General features: G+C 55.1%; 20 protein-coding genes. 14 read left to right on the forward strand and 6 right to left on the reverse strand.

Annotation, left to right across the window (positions count from 1 at the left end):
* Positions 1–21: 21 nt before the first annotated feature.
* The 9 genes from infB (at position 22) to mtr (ending at position 11,627) form a co-directional block, all read left to right on the forward strand.
* Positions 22–2,712, forward strand: coding sequence for a translation initiation factor IF-2 (gene infB, locus V6944_RS08725; RefSeq protein WP_220440891.1), 2,691 nt, complete (start codon positions 22–24; stop codon positions 2,710–2,712).
* A gap of 102 nt (positions 2,713–2,814) precedes the next feature.
* On the forward strand, positions 2,815–3,219 hold the full coding sequence (rbfA, locus tag V6944_RS08730) for a 30S ribosome-binding factor RbfA (RefSeq protein ID WP_035891095.1): 405 nt from the start codon (positions 2,815–2,817) through the stop codon (positions 3,217–3,219).
* Complete coding sequence (gene truB / locus V6944_RS08735; protein WP_333498673.1) at positions 3,219–4,163, forward strand: tRNA pseudouridine(55) synthase TruB; 945 nt, start codon at positions 3,219–3,221, stop codon at positions 4,161–4,163. The genes rbfA and truB overlap by 1 nt, the downstream gene beginning before the upstream one ends.
* 152 nt (positions 4,164–4,315) lie before the next feature.
* Positions 4,316–4,585, forward strand: a complete 270-nt coding sequence (rpsO, locus tag V6944_RS08740) for a 30S ribosomal protein S15 (protein WP_035891092.1) — start codon at positions 4,316–4,318, stop codon at positions 4,583–4,585.
* Between the two features lie 359 nt (positions 4,586–4,944).
* Positions 4,945–7,080, forward strand: coding sequence for a polyribonucleotide nucleotidyltransferase (gene pnp / locus V6944_RS08745; RefSeq protein WP_333498674.1), 2,136 nt, complete (start codon positions 4,945–4,947; stop codon positions 7,078–7,080).
* 110 nt (positions 7,081–7,190) lie between these two features.
* Positions 7,191–8,075, forward strand: coding sequence for a lipoprotein NlpI (gene nlpI, locus V6944_RS08750; RefSeq protein WP_333498675.1), 885 nt, complete (start codon positions 7,191–7,193; stop codon positions 8,073–8,075).
* Positions 8,076–8,181: 106 nt separating this feature from the next.
* A complete protein-coding gene (gene yrbN / locus V6944_RS08755; protein WP_100249910.1) occupies positions 8,182–8,262 on the forward strand; it encodes a protein YrbN in 81 nt (26 codons plus the stop codon).
* Positions 8,255–10,237, forward strand: coding sequence for a DEAD/DEAH family ATP-dependent RNA helicase (locus tag V6944_RS08760; protein ID WP_333498676.1), 1,983 nt, complete (start codon positions 8,255–8,257; stop codon positions 10,235–10,237). The genes yrbN and V6944_RS08760 overlap by 8 nt, the downstream gene beginning before the upstream one ends.
* Positions 10,238–10,382: 145 nt before the next feature.
* Positions 10,383–11,627, forward strand: a complete 1,245-nt coding sequence (mtr, locus tag V6944_RS08765; protein ID WP_333498677.1) for a tryptophan permease — start codon at positions 10,383–10,385, stop codon at positions 11,625–11,627.
* Positions 11,628–11,732: 105 nt separating this feature from the next.
* Here mtr and V6944_RS08770 read toward each other — a convergent pair whose 3' ends face one another.
* From V6944_RS08770 to ubiU, 3 genes are all read right to left on the reverse strand, one after another.
* Positions 11,733–12,740 carry a luciferase-like monooxygenase gene (locus V6944_RS08770; protein WP_333498678.1) on the reverse strand — a complete coding sequence of 336 codons (1,008 nt, stop codon included), beginning with the start codon at positions 12,738–12,740 and terminating at the stop codon, positions 11,733–11,735.
* Positions 12,741–12,915: 175 nt separating this feature from the next.
* Positions 12,916–13,794: a U32 family peptidase gene (locus V6944_RS08775; protein ID WP_333498679.1), complete on the reverse strand. Its 879-nt coding sequence runs from the start codon at positions 13,792–13,794 to the stop codon at positions 12,916–12,918.
* An 8-nt stretch (positions 13,795–13,802) separates the two neighbouring features.
* Entirely contained in the window at positions 13,803–14,798 is a 996-nt protein-coding gene (gene ubiU, locus V6944_RS08780; RefSeq protein WP_220440893.1) for a ubiquinone anaerobic biosynthesis protein UbiU, read from the reverse strand.
* A 217-nt stretch (positions 14,799–15,015) separates the two neighbouring features.
* On the opposite strand from ubiU, the gene ubiT reads away from it, so the two are divergent.
* Positions 15,016–15,540 carry a ubiquinone anaerobic biosynthesis accessory factor UbiT gene (gene ubiT, locus V6944_RS08785; RefSeq protein WP_333496244.1) on the forward strand — a complete coding sequence of 175 codons (525 nt, stop codon included), beginning with the start codon at positions 15,016–15,018 and terminating at the stop codon, positions 15,538–15,540.
* Positions 15,534–16,037, forward strand: coding sequence for a GNAT family N-acetyltransferase (locus V6944_RS08790; protein WP_333496243.1), 504 nt, complete (start codon positions 15,534–15,536; stop codon positions 16,035–16,037). Before ubiT ends, V6944_RS08790 begins: the two co-directional genes overlap by 7 nt.
* On the opposite strand, the gene V6944_RS08795 is transcribed toward V6944_RS08790, so the two are convergent.
* Entirely contained in the window at positions 16,024–16,308 is a 285-nt protein-coding gene (locus V6944_RS08795; protein WP_333498680.1) for a GIY-YIG nuclease family protein, read from the reverse strand. The two genes, V6944_RS08790 and V6944_RS08795, sit on opposite strands and share 14 nt — an antisense overlap.
* A gap of 54 nt (positions 16,309–16,362) precedes the next feature.
* Here V6944_RS08795 and V6944_RS08800 point away from each other — a divergent pair, with 54 nt between their 5' ends.
* A complete protein-coding gene (locus tag V6944_RS08800; RefSeq protein WP_185667832.1) occupies positions 16,363–16,788 on the forward strand; it encodes a YhbP family protein in 426 nt (141 codons plus the stop codon).
* On the opposite strand, the gene V6944_RS08805 is transcribed toward V6944_RS08800, so the two are convergent.
* Both V6944_RS08805 and V6944_RS08810 read right to left on the reverse strand, forming a co-directional pair.
* Complete coding sequence (locus V6944_RS08805) at positions 16,785–18,230, reverse strand: Cu(+)/Ag(+) sensor histidine kinase (RefSeq protein WP_333498681.1); 1,446 nt, start codon at positions 18,228–18,230, stop codon at positions 16,785–16,787. The genes V6944_RS08800 and V6944_RS08805 overlap by 4 nt on opposite strands.
* A complete protein-coding gene (locus V6944_RS08810) occupies positions 18,220–18,903 on the reverse strand; it encodes a copper/silver response regulator transcription factor (RefSeq protein WP_185667834.1) in 684 nt (227 codons plus the stop codon). The genes V6944_RS08805 and V6944_RS08810 overlap by 11 nt, the downstream gene beginning before the upstream one ends.
* A gap of 191 nt (positions 18,904–19,094) precedes the next feature.
* Here V6944_RS08810 and V6944_RS08815 point away from each other — a divergent pair, with 191 nt between their 5' ends.
* Together V6944_RS08815 and V6944_RS08820 are read left to right on the forward strand one after the other, a co-directional pair.
* Entirely contained in the window at positions 19,095–19,406 is a 312-nt protein-coding gene (locus V6944_RS08815; RefSeq protein WP_333498682.1) for a type II toxin-antitoxin system HigB family toxin, read from the forward strand.
* On the forward strand, positions 19,403–19,819 hold the full coding sequence (locus V6944_RS08820) for a helix-turn-helix domain-containing protein (RefSeq protein WP_333498683.1): 417 nt from the start codon (positions 19,403–19,405) through the stop codon (positions 19,817–19,819). Before V6944_RS08815 ends, V6944_RS08820 begins: the two co-directional genes overlap by 4 nt.
* Positions 19,820–19,876: the final 57 nt, after the last annotated feature.

A 19,876-nucleotide genomic window follows, 5' to 3' on the forward strand; every position in this document is an offset into this window, starting at 1 on the left:
ACTGTAGCAGGAAGGAACAGTATGACAGATGTAACCGTAAAAACGCTGGCTGCAGAAATACAGACCTCCGTGGATCGCCTGGTACAGCAATTTGCTGATGCGGGCATCCCGAAGGGCGCTGATGACTCTGTGTCCGCACAAGAGAAGCAAACCTTACTGGCGCATCTGAACCGTGAAAATGGTTCTGCTCCAGATAAGTTGACTTTGCAGCGCAAAACGCGCAGTACTCTCAACATTCCAGGTACCGGTGGAAAAAGCAAATCGGTACAAATCGAAGTCCGCAAGACACGCACCTTTGTGAAACGCGATCCGCAAGAGGCTGAACGCCTGGCCGCGGAAGAGCAGGCGCAGCGTGAAGCGGAAGAGCAAGCCCGTCGTGAAGCTGAAGAAGCAGCTAAACGCGAGGCGCAACAAAAAGCTGAACGTGAGGCCGCAGAAAAAGCTAATCGTGAAGCCGCTGATAAAGCGAAACGTGAAGCTGCGGAAAAAGACAAAGTGAGCAATCAACAGACCGACGATATGACCAAAACTGCCCAGGCCGAAAAAGCCCGCCGTGAAAATGAAGCTGCCGAGCTGAAGCGCAAAGCGGAAGAAGAAGCACGTCGCAAGCTTGAAGAAGAAGCGCGCCGCGTAGCGGAAGAAGCTCGCCGTATGGCAGAAGAAAACGAGAAGAATGGTGTGAATACCGCTGAACCGATTGAAGATGCTAGCGATTATCACGTCACTACCTCTCAGCACGCTCGACAGGCTGAAGACGAAAATGACCGCGAAGTTGAAGGTGGCCGTGGCCGTACCCGCACTGCGGCGAAAGCAGCTCGTCCTCAGAAGAAAGGCAACAAACACGCTGAATCTAAAGCCGATCGCGAAGAAGCACGTGCTGCTGGTCGCGGTGGTAAAGGTGGCAAGCGTAAAGGTTCCGCACTGCAGCAGGGCTTCCAGAAGCCGGTTCAGGCCGTTAACCGTGACGTTGTGATTGGCGAAACCATCACCGTTGGCGATCTGGCTAACAAGATGGCGGTGAAAGGCTCTCAGGTCATCAAAGCGATGATGAAGCTGGGCGCCATGGCCACCATCAACCAGGTCATCGACCAGGAAACCGCACAGCTGGTTGCCGAAGAGATGGGCCACAAAGTTATCCTGCGTCGTGAAAACGAGCTGGAAGAAGCGGTAATGAGCGACCGTGACACCGGTGCAGCGGCTGAACCGCGCGCACCAGTTGTGACCATCATGGGTCACGTTGACCACGGTAAAACCTCTCTGCTGGACTACATTCGTTCTACGAAAGTGGCCTCTGGCGAAGCGGGCGGCATTACCCAGCACATCGGTGCATATCACGTTGAAACTGAAAACGGGATGATCACCTTCCTGGATACCCCGGGTCACGCTGCGTTTACCTCCATGCGTGCTCGTGGTGCTCAGGCAACGGATATCGTTGTTCTGGTTGTTGCAGCAGACGACGGCGTGATGCCGCAGACCATCGAAGCAATCCAGCACGCGAAAGCGGCGCAGGTGCCTCTGGTTGTTGCTGTGAACAAAATCGATAAGCCAGAAGCTGATATGGACCGCGTGAAGAACGAACTGTCTCAGTACGGCGTTATGCCGGAAGAGTGGGGCGGCGAATCGCAGTTCATCCCAGTATCTGCAAAAGCAGGTACCGGTATCGATGACCTGCTGAACGCTATCCTGCTGCAGGCTGAAGTTCTGGAGCTGAAAGCGGTTCGTAAAGGTATGGCAAGCGGTGCGGTTATCGAATCCTTCCTGGATAAAGGTCGTGGCCCAGTCGCTACCGTCCTGGTTCGTGAAGGTACCCTGAACAAGGGCGATATCGTGCTGTGCGGCTTCGAATACGGTCGCGTTCGTGCGATGCGTAACGAACTGGGTCAGGAAGTGCTGGAAGCGGGTCCATCCATTCCAGTGGAAATCCTGGGTCTGTCCGGTGTTCCGGCTGCCGGTGACGAAGTGACCGTCGTTCGTGACGAGAAGAAAGCGCGTGAAGTTGCTCTGTATCGTCAGGGTAAATTCCGTGAAGTTAAACTGGCTCGTCAGCAGAAATCTAAACTCGAGAACATGTTCGCCAACATGACCGAAGGCGAAGTTCACGAAGTGAACATCGTACTGAAGGCCGACGTACAGGGTTCTGTGGAAGCGATCTCCGACTCCTTGCTGAAACTGTCTACCGACGAAGTGAAAGTGAAGATCATCGGTTCTGGCGTAGGTGGTATCACCGAAACCGACGCAACCCTGGCTGCAGCATCCAATGCTATCCTGGTTGGCTTCAACGTACGTGCTGATGCCTCTGCGCGTAAAGTTATTGAGTCAGAAAGCCTGGATCTGCGCTACTACTCCGTCATCTATAACCTGATCGACGAAGTGAAAGCGGCAATGAGCGGCATGCTGTCCCCAGAACTGAAACAGCAGATCATTGGTCTGGCTGAAGTTCGTGACGTGTTCAAATCACCGAAATTCGGTGCGATCGCGGGCTGTATGGTTACCGAAGGTACCATCAAGCGTCACAACCCAATCCGCGTTCTGCGCGACAACGTGGTTATCTATGAAGGCGAGCTGGAATCCCTGCGCCGCTTCAAAGATGACGTTAACGAAGTCCGTAACGGCATGGAATGTGGTATCGGCGTTAAGAACTACAACGACGTTCGCGTTGGCGATATGATCGAAGTGTTCGAAATCATCGAGATCCAACGTACCATCGCTTAATCTTCGTTAAGATTGTCGATTGTAGGCCGGGATCGCCTCGCGCAACCCGGCAATTATTTCAAAAGGGGCTGATAGGCCCCTTTTTTGTCTGGAGAATTTATTATGGCGAAAGAATTTGGTCGCCCGCAGCGCGTGGCCCAGGAGATGCAAAAAGAGATCGCAATCATCCTGCAGCGCGAAATTAAAGATCCTCGTCTGGGCATGATGACCACCGTTTCTGGTGTTGAAATGTCTCGTGACCTGGCCTATGCCAAAGTGTTTGTGACCTTCCTGAACGACAAAGATGAAGCGGCTATCAAAGCTGGCATCAAAGCGTTACAGGAAGCATCTGGCTTCATCCGTTCCCTGCTGGGCAAAGCGATGCGTCTGCGTATCGTGCCAGAATTGACCTTCTTCTACGACAACTCACTGGTTGAAGGTATGCGTATGTCCAACCTGGTGACCAGCGTGGTGAAACATGACGACGAACGTCGTGTGAATCCTGCGGACGACAGCAAGGAGGACTGATGAGTCGTCCTCGTCGTCGCGGCCGTGATATTCACGGCGTATTGTTGCTGGACAAACCGCAGGGTGCGTCCAGCAACGATGTGCTGCAGAAGGTAAAGCGTATTTATAACGCCAACCGTGCCGGGCATACCGGCGCGCTGGACCCGCTGGCTACCGGTATGCTGCCGATTTGCCTCGGTGAAGCCACCAAATTTTCCCAGTACCTGCTGGATTCCGACAAGCGTTATCGTGTGATTGCCCGCCTGGGCCAGCGCACCGATACCTCGGACGCCGACGGACAAATTGTGGAAGAACGTCCGGTGGCCTTCAGCGATGCGCAGCTGGCTGAAGCGCTGGAGAGCTTCCGTGGAGACACCCAACAGGTGCCATCCATGTATTCGGCGCTGAAGTATCAGGGCAAGAAGTTGTACGAATATGCGCGTCAAGGCATTGACGTACCGCGTGAAGCGCGTCCGATTACCGTCTATGAGCTGCTGTTTATTCGTCACGAAGGCAACGAGCTGGAGCTGGAAATTCACTGCTCAAAAGGCACCTATATTCGAACCATTATCGACGATCTGGGTGAAAAGCTCGGCTGCGGCGCGCACGTGATTTTCCTGCGTCGTCTGGCGGTCAGCAAATACCCGGTCGACCGTATGGTGACGTTGGAACAGTTGTATGCGCTGGTCGAACAGGCCGAGCAGCAGGGCGTTCCGGCAGCGGAACTGCTCGATCCGCTATTAATGCCAATGGACAGTCCGGCTTCAGACTACCCGATAGTCAATCTCCCTTTAACCTCATCGGTCTACTTTAAAAATGGTAACCCGGTGCGGACGTCAGGTGCGCCGCTGGAAGGTCTGGTTCGCGTGACGGAAGGTGAAGAGGGCAAATTCCTCGGCATGGGTGAAATCGACGATGAAGGCCGTGTGGCACCACGCCGCCTGGTGGTCGAATACACCGAGTAAGCCAGATTGTGTGGCTTGCGATAACAGAGCGCTGCGAGTAGAATGTCGCGGCTTAACGCCTGCTTAATTGTTTAACAATCGGCAAGCGTTATATCAGGGGTTGCTGAATTAGAGATCGGCACCCTTTCTTTCTTTTAAATTTGGAGTTCAAAATGTCTCTAAGCGTTGAAGCTAAAGCACAAATCGTTTCTGAGTTCGGTCGTGGCGCGAACGACAGTGGTTCTACCGAAGTTCAGGTTGCACTGCTGACTGCACAGATCAACCACCTGCAGGGTCACTTTGCAGAGCACAAAAAAGATCACCACAGCCGTCGTGGTCTGCTGCGCATGGTTTCTCAGCGTCGTAAACTGCTCGACTACCTGAAACGTAAAGATGTTGCACGCTACACCGCGCTGATCGAGCGTCTGGGTCTGCGTCGCTAATTCTAGCGAGTTTCAGAAAGAGGGGCCTTTATGGCCCCTTTTTTCCACCAGGCGACGGCAATTTAAAAGAATTTTAGTGCCCGTAAAAACGCTGTCTGCGTCCCGGTAAATCCTCCCTGTCTACGTCTCGTTTAGACAAAATTGAGCTGAAATTACCGACACAGCAGTATTTTGAAAGATAACGGGTATAATGTATTGTTGTTGTGCATATTCTTCGTTGCAGAGGTTCGCGCGGCTAATGAGAGGCTTTACCCGCATCGGGTTAGGGTTGTCATTAGTCGCGAGGATGCAAAGAAGATCGGTTTCATCGGTCGGTACGCCAGAGGGTGTGCCGCCATTTAATAAGAAAGGATAGAATTTTGCTTAATCCGATCGTTCGTAAGTTCCAGTACGGCCAACACACTGTCACGCTGGAAACCGGCATGATGGCGCGTCAGGCGACTGCTGCTGTGATGGTTAGCATGGACGACACCGCGGTATTCGTTACCGTTGTCGGCCAGAAAAAAACCAAGCCAGGCCAGGATTTCTTCCCGCTGACCGTTAACTATCAGGAGCGTACTTACGCTGCTGGTCGTATCCCTGGTAGCTTCTTCCGTCGTGAAGGCCGTCCAAGCGAAGGCGAAACCCTGATTGCGCGTCTGATTGACCGCCCGGTTCGCCCGCTGTTCCCAGAAGGCTTCGTTAACGAAGTTCAGGTTATCGCGACCGTAGTTTCCGTTAACCCACAGATTAACCCAGACATCGTTGCGATGATTGGCGCATCTGCTGCCCTGTCCCTGTCCGGTATTCCGTTCAACGGTCCAATCGGTTCTGCTCGCGTGGGTTACATCAACGACCAGTACGTACTGAACCCAACTCAGGACGAACTGAAAGAGAGCAAGCTGGATCTGGTTGTTGCCGGTACCGAAGCTGCCGTACTGATGGTTGAATCCGAAGCTGAACTGCTGAGCGAAGACCAGATGCTGGGTGCCGTTGTGTTCGGTCACGAGCAACAGCAGGTTGTTATCAAAGAAATCAACGAGCTGGTTAAAGAAGCGGGCAAACCACGTTGGGATTGGCAGCCAGAAGCCGTCAACGAAGCGCTGAATGCGCGCGTTGCTGCGCTGGCAGAATCTCGCCTGAGCGACGCTTACCGCATCACCGACAAACAAGAGCGTTATGCTCAGGTTGACGTGATCAAATCTGAAACCATCGCTCAACTGGTTGCAGAAGATGAAACCCTGGACGCTAACGAACTGGGTGAAATCCTGCACGCTATCGAGAAAAACGTTGTTCGTAGCCGCGTACTGGCAGGCGAGCCGCGTATCGATGGCCGTGAAAAAGACATGATCCGTGGTCTGGACGTACGTACTGGCGTTCTGCCACGTACTCACGGTTCCGCGCTGTTCACCCGTGGCGAAACTCAGGCGCTGGTTACTGCGACCCTGGGCACCACCCGTGACGCACAGAACCTCGACGAGCTGATGGGCGAGCGTACTGACAACTTCCTGTTCCACTACAACTTCCCTCCGTACTGCGTAGGCGAAACCGGTATGGTCGGTTCTCCTAAGCGCCGTGAGATTGGTCACGGCCGCCTGGCGAAACGCGGCGTGCTGGCAGTGATGCCAGAGCTGGACAAGTTCCCGTACACCGTTCGTGTGGTTTCTGAAATCACCGAATCTAACGGTTCTTCTTCCATGGCTTCCGTATGTGGTGCTTCCCTGGCGCTGATGGACGCAGGCGTGCCTATCAAAGCTGCCGTTGCGGGTATCGCGATGGGTCTGGTGAAAGAAGGCGACAACTTTGTTGTTCTGTCTGACATCCTGGGCGACGAAGACCACCTGGGCGATATGGACTTCAAAGTTGCGGGTTCCCGCGACGGTATCTCTGCGCTGCAGATGGATATCAAAATTGAAGGTATCACCAAAGAGATCATGCAGGTTGCTCTGAACCAGGCTAAAGGTGCACGTCTGCACATCCTGGGCGTGATGGAACAGGCGATTAACGCGCCACGTGGCGATATTTCTCAGTTCGCTCCACGTATCCACACCATTAAGATCAATCCAGACAAGATCAAAGACGTTATCGGTAAAGGCGGCTCTGTTATCCGTGCCCTGACCGAAGAAACCGGCACCACCATCGAAATCGAAGATGACGGTACCGTGAAGATCGCTGCGACCGACGGTGAAAAAGCGAAATTCGCTATCCGTCGTATCGAAGAGATCACTGCAGAAATCGAAGTAGGTCGTATCTACAACGGTAAAGTGACCCGTATCGTTGACTTTGGCGCATTCGTTGCCATCGGCGGCGGTAAAGAAGGTCTGGTACACATCTCTCAGATCGCTGACAAGCGTGTTGAGAAAGTGACTGACTACCTGCAGATGAATCAGGAAGTACCGGTTAAGGTTCTGGAAGTTGACCGTCAGGGCCGTATCCGTCTGAGCATTAAAGAAGCAACCGAGCAGTCTCAGCCAGCCGCCGCAGCACCAGCTCCGGCAGCAGAGCAGGGCGAGTAAGGTTTGCCTTTGCCCTCCGCGTTTGCGGAGGGCACATTTAGCTGGCCGGATGCCTTGTTTGCAGGCGGGGGACAGGACGTTCATCCAATTGTTGTCTTCGGGAGTGGGAAATGAAGCCTTTTTTGCGCTGGTGTTTCGTTGCGACAGCACTCACCCTGGCAGGATGCAGCACCTCTGCCTGGCGTAAGAGTGAAGTCCTCGCAGTGCCATTGCAACCGACTTTACAGCAGGAAGTGATCCTGGCACGCATGGAACAAATTCTTGCCAGTCGGGCTTTAACCGATGACGAACGCGCACAGCTTTTATATGAGCGCGGAGTGTTGTATGATAGTCTCGGTCTGAGGGCATTAGCGCGTAACGATTTCTCGCAAGCGCTGGCAATCCGACCTGATATGCCTGAAGTATTCAACTACTTAGGCATTTATTTAACGCAGGCAGGCAATTTTGATGCTGCCTATGAAGCGTTTGATTCTGTACTTGAGCTTGATCCAACTTACAATTATGCGCACTTGAACCGCGGCATCGCGCTTTATTACGGTGGCCGTGCGAAGTTAGCGCAAGATGATCTGCTGGCGTTTTATCAAGACGATCCCAATGATCCTTTCCGCAGTCTGTGGCTTTATCTCGCTGAGCAGAAGCTCGATGAGAAGCAGGCGAAAGAGGCGTTGAAGCAACGCTTCGACAAATCGGATAAAGAACAGTGGGGATGGAACATTGTCGAGTTCTACTTAGGCAACATTGACGAGAAAACGTTAATGGAACGCCTGAAGGCGGACGCAACGGATAACACCTCGCTCGCTGAGCATCTCAGTGAAACCAACTTCTATTTAGGTAAGTATTACCTAAGTCTTGGGGACAAGAACAGCGCTACGGCACTGTTCAAACTGGCGGTTGCCAACAACGTACACAACTACGTTGAGCACCGATACGCATTGTTGGAATTATCGCTCCTGGGCCAGGACCAAGATGACCTGGCAGAATCGGACCAGCAATAGCTGACGACTACATCAGCCCGTAATCTTTTTTGATTGCCATCACCTTCGCGGGTGAGGGCGTTGTTGTTCGTTAATACACCTACTTTGAGCCGGTTCACACTTTTCAATGAAAATTGCAGATCAATTTCATGATGAGTTATGTAGACTGGCCGCCATTAATATCGAGGCACTTGTACTACATGGCTGAATTCGAAACCACTTTTGCAGATCTGGGCCTGAAGGCTCCTATCCTTGAAGCCCTTACCGATCTGGGTTACGAAAAACCATCTCCGATCCAGGCTGAGTGCATTCCGCACCTGCTGGGCGGTCGTGACGTTCTGGGTATGGCCCAGACAGGTAGTGGTAAAACCGCAGCGTTTTCCCTGCCACTGCTGAACAATCTTGATCCTGAGCTGAAAGCACCTCAAATCCTGGTGCTGGCCCCGACCCGCGAACTGGCGGTTCAGGTGGCTGAAGCAATGACTGAGTTCTCTAAACATATGCGCGGCGTAAACGTGGTTGCCCTGTACGGCGGCCAGCGTTATGACGTGCAGTTACGCGCCCTGCGTCAAGGGCCACAGATTGTCGTCGGTACTCCAGGTCGTCTGCTTGACCACCTGAAGCGCGGTACCCTGGATCTCTCTAAACTGAGCGGTCTGGTACTTGACGAAGCTGATGAAATGCTGCGTATGGGCTTTATCGAAGACGTTGAAACCATCATGGCTCAGATTCCAGAAGGTCATCAGACCGCTCTGTTCTCTGCAACCATGCCGGAAGCTATCCGTCGTATTACCCGTCGCTTTATGAAAGATCCACAGGAAGTACGCATTCAGTCCAGCGTAACGACCCGCCCGGACATCAGCCAGAGCTACTGGTCTGTGTACGGCATGCGCAAAAACGAAGCGCTGGTACGTTTCCTGGAAGCGGAAGATTTTGATGCGGCGATTATCTTCGTTCGTACCAAAAACGCGACCCTGGAAGTGGCTGAAGCCCTGGAACGTAGCGGCTACAACAGCGCCGCGCTGAACGGTGACATGAACCAGTCTCTGCGTGAGCAGACTCTGGATCGTCTGAAAGACGGTCGTCTGGATATCCTGATCGCAACCGACGTTGCGGCACGTGGTCTGGACGTTGAGCGTATCAGCCTGGTTGTTAACTACGACATCCCAATGGACTCCGAGTCTTACGTTCACCGTATCGGTCGTACCGGTCGTGCGGGTCGTGCTGGCCGTGCGCTGCTGTTCGTTGAGAACCGCGAGCGTCGTCTGCTGCGCAACATCGAACGTACTATGAAGCTGACCATTCCAGAAGTTGAGCTGCCAAACGCAGATCTGCTGGGCAAACGCCGTCTGGAAAAATTCGCCGCGAAAGTACAGCAGCAGCTGGAAAGCAGCGATCTGGATCAGTACCGTGCACTGCTGGCGCAAATCCAGCCGACGGCTGAAGGCGAAGAGCTGGACGTTGAAACGCTGGCCGCTGCGCTGCTGAAAATGGCACAGGGCGAACGTTCTCTGATCGTTCCACCAGATGCGCCAATGCGTCCTAAGCGTGAGTTCCGTGACCGTGACGATCGTTTCGAACGTCGTGACCGTAACGACCGCAATGACCGTGGCCCACGTGGCGACCGTGCAGAACGCGGTGGTGAAGATCGTCCTAAGCGCGAACGTCGTGACGTTGGCGATATGGAACTGTACCGCATTGAAGTGGGTCGTGATGACGGCGTTGAAGTTCGTCACATCGTTGGCGCTATCGCGAACGAAGGCGACATCAGCAGCCGTTACATCGGTAACATCAAGCTGTTCGGTACCCACTCTACTATCGAACTGCCAAAAGGCATGCCGGGCGAAGTACTGCAGCACTTTACTCGCACTCGTATCCTGAACAAACCGATGAACATGCAGCTGATCGGCGACGCGCAGCCTCGTCCAGAGCGCAGCGGTCGTAGCTTCGGCGGCGAACGTCGTGAAGGCGGTCGTAGCTTCGGTGGTGAACGTCGTGAAGGCGGTCGTGGCGAAGGTCGTGGTTTCGGCGGCGAGCGTCGTGAAGGCGGCCGTGGTGATGGTCGTCGTTTCAGCGGTGAGCGTCGTGACGGTGGTAACCGTGCGCCGCGCCGTGATGATGCAGGCGCTGCTCCACGTCGTGATGACTCTACTGGTCGTCGTCGTTTCGGCGGTGACGCATAAGCCTCACGGTTTAAAAGCGTAAAGTAATATATACAGCCCCGATCGTCATGATTGGGGCTTTTTTTATTCCATTTGTACTCGTGTACTGGTACAGTGCGACACATTAAAATGCAGTAGCAAAATAATACACTGGAGAAAAGGCTGTATGGCGACACTAACCACCACCCAAACGTCACCTTCGCTGCTTGGCGGCGTGGTGATCATCGGCGGCACCATCATTGGTGCGGGAATGTTCTCTCTGCCGGTGGTCATGTCTGGGGCGTGGTTCTTCTGGTCGATGGCGGCGCTGGTGTTTACCTGGTTCTGCATGCTGCACTCAGGGTTGATGATCCTCGAAGCGAACCTCAACTACCGTATTGGTTCGAGCTTCGATACCATTACCAAAGATCTGCTGGGCAGGGGCTGGAACGTGGTGAACGGCATCTCCATTGCTTTCGTGCTCTACATTCTGACCTACGCCTATATCTCGGCGAGCGGCTCGATTCTGCATCACACCTTCGCTGAGATGTCGCTGAACGTCCCGCCTCGGGCCGCAGGCTTTGGCTTTGCGCTGCTGGTGGCGTTCGTGGTGTGGTTGAGCACCAAAGCGGTGAGCCGCATGACCGCTATTGTGCTGGGCGCCAAGGTGATTACCTTCTTCCTGACCTTCGGTAGCCTGATGGGCCACGTCACGCCCGCCACGCTGTTTAACGTGGCTGAGTCTCACGCCAGCTATACGCCTTACCTGCTGATGACGCTGCCGTTCTGTCTGGCCTCGTTTGGCTATCACGGTAACGTACCGAGCCTGATGAAGTATTACGGCAAAGATCCTAAGACCATCGCGAAGTGCCTGGTGTACGGCACGCTGCTGGCGCTGGTGCTCTATACCGTGTGGTTGCTGGGGACGATGGGCAACATCCCACGTCCGGAGTTTATCGGCATTGCGCAGAAGGGCGGTAACATTGATGTGCTGGTACAGGCGCTGAGTGGCGTGCTCAATAGCCGTAGCCTGGATCTGTTGCTGGTGGTGTTCTCGAACTTTGCGGTGGCGAGTTCGTTCCTTGGCGTGACGCTGGGTCTGTTTGACTATCTGGCGGATTTGTTCAAATTTGATGACTCTGCGCTGGGCCGTTTCAAAACTGCGCTGCTGAGCTTCCTGCCGCCGATTATCGGTGGCCTGCTGTGGCCGAACGGTTTCCTGTATGCCATTGGCTATGCAGGGCTGGCGGCGACCATCTGGGCGGCGATTGTCCCGGCGCTGCTGGCACGCAAATCCCGCAAGCGCTTCGGTAGCCCGAAATTCCGCGTCTGGGGTGGTAAGCCGATGATTGCGTTGATTCTGGTCTTTGGTGTGGGGAACGCGTTAGTGCACGTGCTGTCGAGCTTTAATCTGCTGCCGGTTTATCAGTAGGTCAACAATCCAATACTTGTCGTAGCCCGGACGAGGCGTTTACGCCGACTCCGGGGTTTTCCCCCGGCGTCGCTTCGCTCGGCCGGGCTACCTGTTGATTCCGGGCTATCCCAACAATTCCTGCTTCACATCCATCGCCAACCCAAACGAATGCAGCCGCGCCTGATGATCGAAAATCTGGCCGTTAACCATAATCTCATCCGCCTGTGTTTCCCGCAGAATTGACTCCAGACCGTGGCGCACTTTCGCCTTATCACCCACCAGCGACATCCGTAGCGCCTGGTCAACGCCGTATTTCTCCGATGGCGTCCAGAAGTGCTCCATCTGCTGAATCGGCGGTGGTAGTTGCCCGGTCTCTCCACGACGCAGCTTCGTGAACGCCTGCTGCATGGAGGTAAAGAGGAATTCGGCATCGCGGTTGCTGTCGGCAGCGATGATATTGATGCACACCATCGCATACGGTTTTTCCAGCCGCGCCGACGGCTTGAAGTTGGTGCGATAGAGATGCAGCGCCTGGAATAGCATGTCCGGGGCGAAGTGTGAGGCGAAAGCAAACGGCAGGCCGAGCTGCGCGGCAAGCTGCGCGCCATAAAGGCTGGAACCGAGCAGCCACACTGGGATCTTCTCACCGTAGCCCGGTACCGGGCGTACCTGCGGGTCAGGGTCGACCGCATCAAACCAGTCCACCAGCTCCGCGACGTCGCGCGGGAAGTTATCGATATCCCCGCTCATATGACGGCGCAGCGCGCGCATCGTTGGCTGATCGCTGCCCGGTGCACGGCCAAGCCCAAGATCGATGCGGCCAGGATAGAGCGTGTTGAGCGTACCGAACTGCTCGGCAATCACCAGCGGTGAGTGGTTAGGCAGCATCACGCCACCGGAACCCAGATGCAGCGTGGTGGTGTGGGCGGCGAGGTAGCCAATCAGCACCGAGGTTGCTGCACTGGCGATACCCACCATATTGTGGTGTTCTGCCAGCCAATAGCGGTGGTAGCCACGCTTTTCAGCGAGCTGTGCCAGATCGAGCGAATGGGAGAAGGCTTCTCGTGCGGAGGAGCCCTGAGGGATCGGCGCGAGATCGAGCACCGAGAATGCAACGGTTTTGTCAGTCATAAAGGCTCACTTTGCTAGCTGCTAATCTTTTCATACTGCATTAAAGAATAGTGAATGTTGTTAACAAAGTGAGCTTTATACAGCGGATACTGGTCAGAAAATGCCTGATGGCGCTGCGCTTATCAGGCCTACAGACGAACGGTAGCCCGGCCGAGCGCAGCGACGCCGGGGATGTTTAGGCCTGCAGCTCCAGCCCGGCCAGACGCTTCCAGTAACCGTTACAGTCGCTATTGGCGGTCAGCGGTAGCGGGGCAGCGCCGTTTTCGTTAGCGCGGAAGGCGTCGAGCATGGCGAAAGTCTCATTGCCCATCGGCGACAGACGTACCATATCGACCAATCCGTGCATCGACGTCAGTTCGTTGCCGAGGTTATAAACGTAGCCGCTCATGGTCTGAATGCCGTTCAGCACGAACACCTGCTGATTTTCCTGCGACAACATGCTGCGCCCGTTCGGGTACTTGATGCAGCAGGTCTCGCACTCATCCTTTGGCTTATCTTCCGAGCGTGCGGTAAAGCAGCGGGCGGAGTAGGCCAGCGGCAGATGGCCGTAGCTCAGCACTTCCACTTCAAACTTATCGCGGATGCCCAGCTCTTCACACTGATTGAGCAGGTTCACCAGCCAGTCGCGGGACAGCTCAACCGGCATGCACCAGCGCACCATGCCCTGCTTTTGTAGCAGGCGCAGGGTCACGGCGTTGTAGCAGTTCAGCGCGTGGCCGGCGACGAACGGCAGCTTGCGATCGGCGCACAGATTCACCACCCCAAGGTCGCTGGCTTCAACCAGAAAATCACCGTTTTCCACGTAGCGCTTAAGCTCGCCCAGCTCGGATGATGCCTGAACCAGCGCCAACGTAGAGAGCACGACCTGTTTGCCGCTACCGGCGAGAGATTTCGCCATGTCCAGCCAGTCGCCCACTTTGGTGGCGCGACGTTTGCTGCACACTGCTTCACCGAGGTAGATGGTATCGGCGCTGCTGTTAGCGGCCTGCTGGTAAAAATCTTCCAGCGTCTCTTTTGACCAGTAGTAAAGCACCGGTCCTAATGAATATTTCATTGCTGTTCCTACTGCCATTTACGGTGATAGGCCCCGAGGGTGGTCTGGGTGCCTTCTGACATCGAGCCAAGCGTCTCCATCCACGCGGCCTGCGGGACGAAGTTCTGCGGGTCAGCCATGCAGCGGTCAATCGCCTGACGCCACACCTTCGCCACCTGGCTGACGTACGCCGGACTACGCTGGCGGCCTTCGATTTTCACCGAGGCGATATTGGCGGCCAGCAGCTCCGGCAGCAGCTCCAGGGTGTTGAGGCTGGTTGGCTCTTCCAGCGCGTGATAGCGCTCGCCATCGACCAGATAGCGGCCTTTGCACAGCGTCGGGTAGCCCGCGTTTTCGCCATCCTGATAGCGGTCGATCAGCACTTCGTTAAGGCGAGACTCCAGCCCCTGCGGGGTTTGCTGCCAGCGCACGTAGCGTGCGGGTGAACACGCGCCAACGGTATTCGGCGACTCACCGGTCAGGTAAGATGAGAGATAGCAGCGACCTTCGGCCATGATGCACAGGCTGCCAAAGGCGAATACCTCCAGCGGCACCGGTGTAACGCGAGCGAGCTGCTTCACCTGGTGAATAGACAGTACGCGCGGCAGCACCACGCGGGCCACGTCAAAGTTGCGATGATAGAAATTAATCGCCTCTTCGTTGGTCGCTGATGCCTGAACGGAGACATGGCGCTCAATATGCGGATAGCGCTCTGCGGCATACTCAAGCATGGCGAGGTCGGCGAGGATCAGCGCATCGGCGCCCAGCTGCGCGGCCATATCGACGGCGCGCTGCCAGCGGACGTAGCCGTCCGGGTGGGCAAAGGTGTTAATCGCGATGTGCAGCTTACGGCGATGCTGATGCACGAAGTTAACGGCTTCCTGCAGTTTCTTTTCGGTAAAATTAAGACCGGCGAAATGGCGGGCGTTGGTATCGTCCTTCAGCCCGATGTACACCGCATCGGCTCCGTTTTCGATAGCCGCCTTTAGCGCCGGGAGGTTTCCGGCAGGGCAGAGCAACTCCATAATTATTCCTGAGTTAGGCCCAGCAGGGCGCATTATTGTTAATGAATGGAGATTTTAGTTAACCTATCGCGACGCATTTTTGATTTGAGGCAGACAAAAGCGTATTGATGGCGCCAATAATCCGCCTACCTCACGACATAATTGTTGATTTACGCCGCTATGTCGTTTAACTGATATGGCAAAATAACGGAACTATTGCATTCAGGGAGTAAAGCTTGTGTTGGATAAACTGCGTTCACGTCTGGTCCATGTTGCACCGACTCTGATGAGCGTTCCGGTGAAATTCACGCCGTTTGCGCTTAAACGGCAGGTCCTTCAGCAGGTGTTAAGCTGGCAGTTCCGCCAGGCGCTGGATGACGGTGAACTGGATTTTCTTGACGGCCGCTGGCTGAGTATTGAGGTGCGTGATATTGGCCTCACCTGGTTTACCTCCGTTGAGAACGGGCGCTTAATCGTCAGCGACGCCGCTCAGGCGGACGTGAGCTTTAGCGCTGAGGCGAGCGATCTGTTAATGATCGCCGCGCGCAAACAGGACCCGGATACGCTCTTCTTCCAGCGCCGCCTGGTGATTGAAGGGGATACGGAGCTGGGTCTCTATGTCAAAAACCTGATGGATGCCATTGAGCTTGAGCAGATGCCGAAAGCGCTGCGCATGATGCTGATGCAGCTGGCTGATTTCGTAGAGGCTGGCCTAAAATCACCATCAGAAACTAAACATACATCGGTAGGTGAGCCATGCTGATTCGAGTAGAAATTGGAATTGATGCTCCAGGTATCGACGCGCTGCTGCGCCGTACCTTCAACCGTGACGGCGAAGCCAATCTGGTCCGCGAGCTGCGCGAAGACGGTCTGATTACGCTGGGGCTGGTGGCAACGGACGATGAAGGCCACGTTGTCGGCTACGTCGCGTTTAGCCCGGTCAGCATTGAAGGCGAAGAGTTACAGTGGGTGGGTCTGGCACCGCTGGCGGTAGACGAAGCCTACCGTGGTCAGGGGCTGGCGCGTCAGCTGGTCTATGAAGGGCTGGATTCGCTCAATGAATTTGGCTACGCGGCGGTAGTGACGCTGGGTGAACCTGAACTCTACGGTCGTTTTGGCTTTGAGCGCGCGGCACAGTATGACCTGCGCTGTCGCTGGCCTGGCACCGAAGAGGCGTTTATGGTTCACGGTCTGGCGGACGATGCGCTGAACGGCGTTCACGGGCTGGTGGAGTATTCCGACCACTTCAATCGTGTTTAAGACTGCCCAGTAACGTTTCGAATGAACCGTCACCTGCGACGAGGCGCTCTTTCTGGCGCTTCGTTAGCTGCTTAATGCGGTACTCCAGGCGCAGCGCCAGCGAGTGCTCGCCAACCTCACCGGAAAACGCCAGCCGTAGCTCACCTTTGCCGCGCAGCGCTTTCGCCCCTTTACCGCTTTGATGCTGGTGGAACCGTCGTTCAACATCGGTGGTGATACCGGTGTACAATTTGTCGTCCTCGGTACGGACGAGATAAAGAAACCAATGCACGTGTGGCAACCTGTCAGTGTGGGTGAACGCACCATAGCATAACGGAGAGAACGGATGGAAACCCTCACTGCCATTAGTAAGTGGCTGGCAAAACAGCATGTTGTCAGCTGGTGCGTCGCAAAGGAAGGCGAGCTTTGGTGCGCGAACGCGTTCTACGTTTACGACGCGCAGCGCGTCGCCTTTTATCTGCTCAGCGAAGAGACCACGCGCCATGGCCAGATGACGGGACAACAGGCGCCGGTCGCCGGGACGATCAATGGTCAGCCAAAGACCGTGGCATTGATTCGTGGCGTGCAGTTCAAAGGCGAAATTCGCCTGCTGAGCGGTGACGAAGCCGATGAAAAACGCGCGCTCTACGTCAAACGTTTCCCCGTTGCCCGGATGCTCTCCGCGCCGGTGTGGGAACTACGCCTCGATGAACTGAAGTTCACCGACAACACGCTCGGCTTCGGCAAGAAGCTGCACTGGCTGCGCGACTAAGCCTTAAGCGTCGGTAATTCAATGATAAAGCGCGTGGCGACGGTATCTGACGTCACGCTAATCTTTCCGTGATGCGCCCGGACGATCGACTTCACGATGGCCAGCCCAATTCCGCTGTTTTCCCCTTTCCGCTGCCGTGAAGGATCGACCCGGTAGAAGCGATCGAACAGGCGCGGCAAATGCTCCTCGGCAATCGGCGTACCTGGATTTTCCACGCTGTAGACGACCCTATCGTCATGCGCGCTCACCTGGACGGTGACCGACATCCCGCGCGGGGTGTAGCGGATGGCGTTGGAGAGCAGATTGTTAATGACCCGGCGGATCATCAGCGGATCGCCCATCACCAGCGACGGTTGCCCGACAAAGCGCAGCGCCACGTCGCGCTCTTCCGCCCAGGCTTCAAAGAACTCAAACACCTTCATGGTTTCCGTCTGCAGATCCAGTGGTACGCTCTCCGGCACCAGCAGGTTCTCATCCGCCTGTGCCAGAAACAGCATATCGCTGACCATTTTCGCCATCCGGTTGTACTCCTCAAGGCTGGAGTAAAGCACATCTTCCAGCTCTTTGACCGTCCGGGGATGGCTGAGCGCTATCTCGGTCTGGGTGACCAGATTGGTGATTGGCGTGCGCATCTCGTGGGCGATATCGGCGGAGAAGTTGGCCTGGCGTCGGAACACATCCTCGATCCGGCCGATCATCTGATTAAACGAGATAACCAGCTGCTCCAGCTCGATCGGCACGCGGGTGGGATCCAGCCGCATGTCGAGATTTTCCGAGGTGATATTTTTGATCTCCAGGCTGACGTCACGCAGCGGCTGGTGGCCTTTACGTACCGCGATCAGCACGATCACCACGATAAACAGGCTGATGACGGCGGCGATCATCATCAGGTTGCGCTTGAGCTCTTTGAGATAGTGCAGATGGAAGTCTATCGATAGCGCGGTCAGCAGCGTATAGCGCTGGGTATCGCTCTGGATCGTTGAGGCGATAACCCGGTAGGTCGCCGTCGGCATGGCGCTGGCGTCGTGCCCCTCCATCGGCGGCATACTGCTGCCGACCCAGCGGAACATGCGCTGGGATTTCAACGCCTGGGAAAACTGGGGAGAGGCAAAGATCGGCGACAGATCTGGTCCGCTGGGGGAGCGATACAGCAGCGGGTTGTTTTCGCTGCGCAATAGCACGACGATATTGCGATAGCCCGCCAGCGCGCTCTGGATATTGGCGAGCTTCTCGGCCTCTGAGGCATCTGGCGCGGTGAGCTGCGCATTTAGCGTCGCGTTCACCTGCTTGAGGTCATTCACATCCTGCTCGGCGAAGTGTTTTTCCACCGAATGCAGCATCATTCCGGTAAAGGCGGCAAACGCGAGAATGGTCGCCAGGCTGATAAAAAAGGTCAGGCGGGTGGCAAGCGAGAACGGGCGGCGGCGCGCGTTAACCTTCATCGCGAACCTCAAGTACGTAGCCTACGCCGCGAACGGTCTGAATCAGCTTCGGGGTAAAGTCGTTATCAATTTTGGCGCGCAGGCGCTTGATGGCGACGTCGATGGCGTTGGTATCGCTGTCGAAATTCATATCCCAGACCTGGGAGGCGATCAGTGAACGCGGCAGCACCTCGCCCTGATGGCGCAGGAAGAACTCCAGCAGCGTAAACTCTTTGCTGGTCAAGGTGATGCGCGTATCGCCGCGGGTCACCTTGCGGGAGACTCTGTCGAGCGTGAGATCGGCAACCTGCAACTGGCTCTCAACGATCACTGCCGCTCCACGGCGCAATAGCGTTCTGACGCGCGCCAGCAGTTCGGCAAAAGCGAAGGGTTTCACCAGATAATCATCGGCGCCCAGTTCCAGCCCTTTCACCCGATGCTCAATGGTGCCGAGCGCGGTGAGCAGCAGGATCGGCATTCCTTTGTTGGCCGCACGCAGCATGCGCACAATATCCCAGCCGTTGACGTCAGGCAGCATAATATCCAGCACAATCAGGTCGTAATCGGCGGTCATCGCCAGGTGATAACCGTTGAGGCCGTTGTCGGTGTGATCCACCACAAAGCCCGCTTCCGTCAGCCCCTTTGCCAGGTATTCGCCCGTTTTGACCTCGTCTTCCACCACCAGAATTTTCATCTGCCCTCCATCGCCGCTGTGTGATGGAGCCATTCTAATGAGGAGTCGGCGAGGACGGAATACCTGATGGGGAGTTTCCTTAAACGGAAGAGAAGGCGAGCGCGCTGTCTGGATATGGATATTGTTTCCGTATTGTCAACAAAATGGTAGCTTGCTAAAATGTTCCAATATGGAAACATGGAGGTTATGTCGTGCATGTCATATCAAGGGCGCCATTTGATGAGGCGGTGAGGAAATACCCAAACGAGACCACCGCACTGGATGATACATATCGGGTTTTAAAACGAGCGAACGCCGCTACTCCGGATGAACTCGGGCAGTATTTTAGCAGCCTGGATCGTATGAAGTACCGGGATAAATGGTGGGTTATTGATATTAGCGGTAACACATTGAGAATGATGTTTTTTGCCGATTTCGAACGGGGAAAGGTGTTTATTAAACATATCACCACACATCCGGAGTATGACCGATTAACAAAATATTATCGGGAGCATAGAGAATGATTTTCAGCGAAGCGATCAAAGCGGCCAACGATCTCGCCAGCATTGTGCCACTGTTGGGTGGGAGTACATCTCGTAAAGATTATGAAGAGGCGCTGGAGCTGATTGAGTATCTGTTGGAGAACGAGCCCGATAGCCCTCTTGTTGATATGCTGGCCAGCAAAATAGCGGCCTATGAAGATAGTGCCGTAGAGTTTGCTGCATTTAATACACGTATTGCAACCGGATGTAACGGCGTAGCGCTACTGCGTGTGTTGATGGACCAGCATGGACTAAAGCAGTCAGATTTTGAGCATGAAATAGGTCAAAGATCGTTAGTCAGCCGAATACTGAATGGAGAGCGGGCCCTGACGCTCGATCATATGCGCGCGCTGGCAAAACGCTTTAACCTCCCCGTATCAGCATTTGTAGATTAAGCACATATTCGTGTAGCCCGGCCGAGCGCATGCGACGCCGGGTTTGGCACCGAGCTA

It is taken from the genome of Kluyvera sp. CHPC 1.2972 (assembly GCF_036759925.1).
In the GTDB taxonomy this organism is placed as follows: domain Bacteria; phylum Pseudomonadota; class Gammaproteobacteria; order Enterobacterales; family Enterobacteriaceae; genus Kluyvera.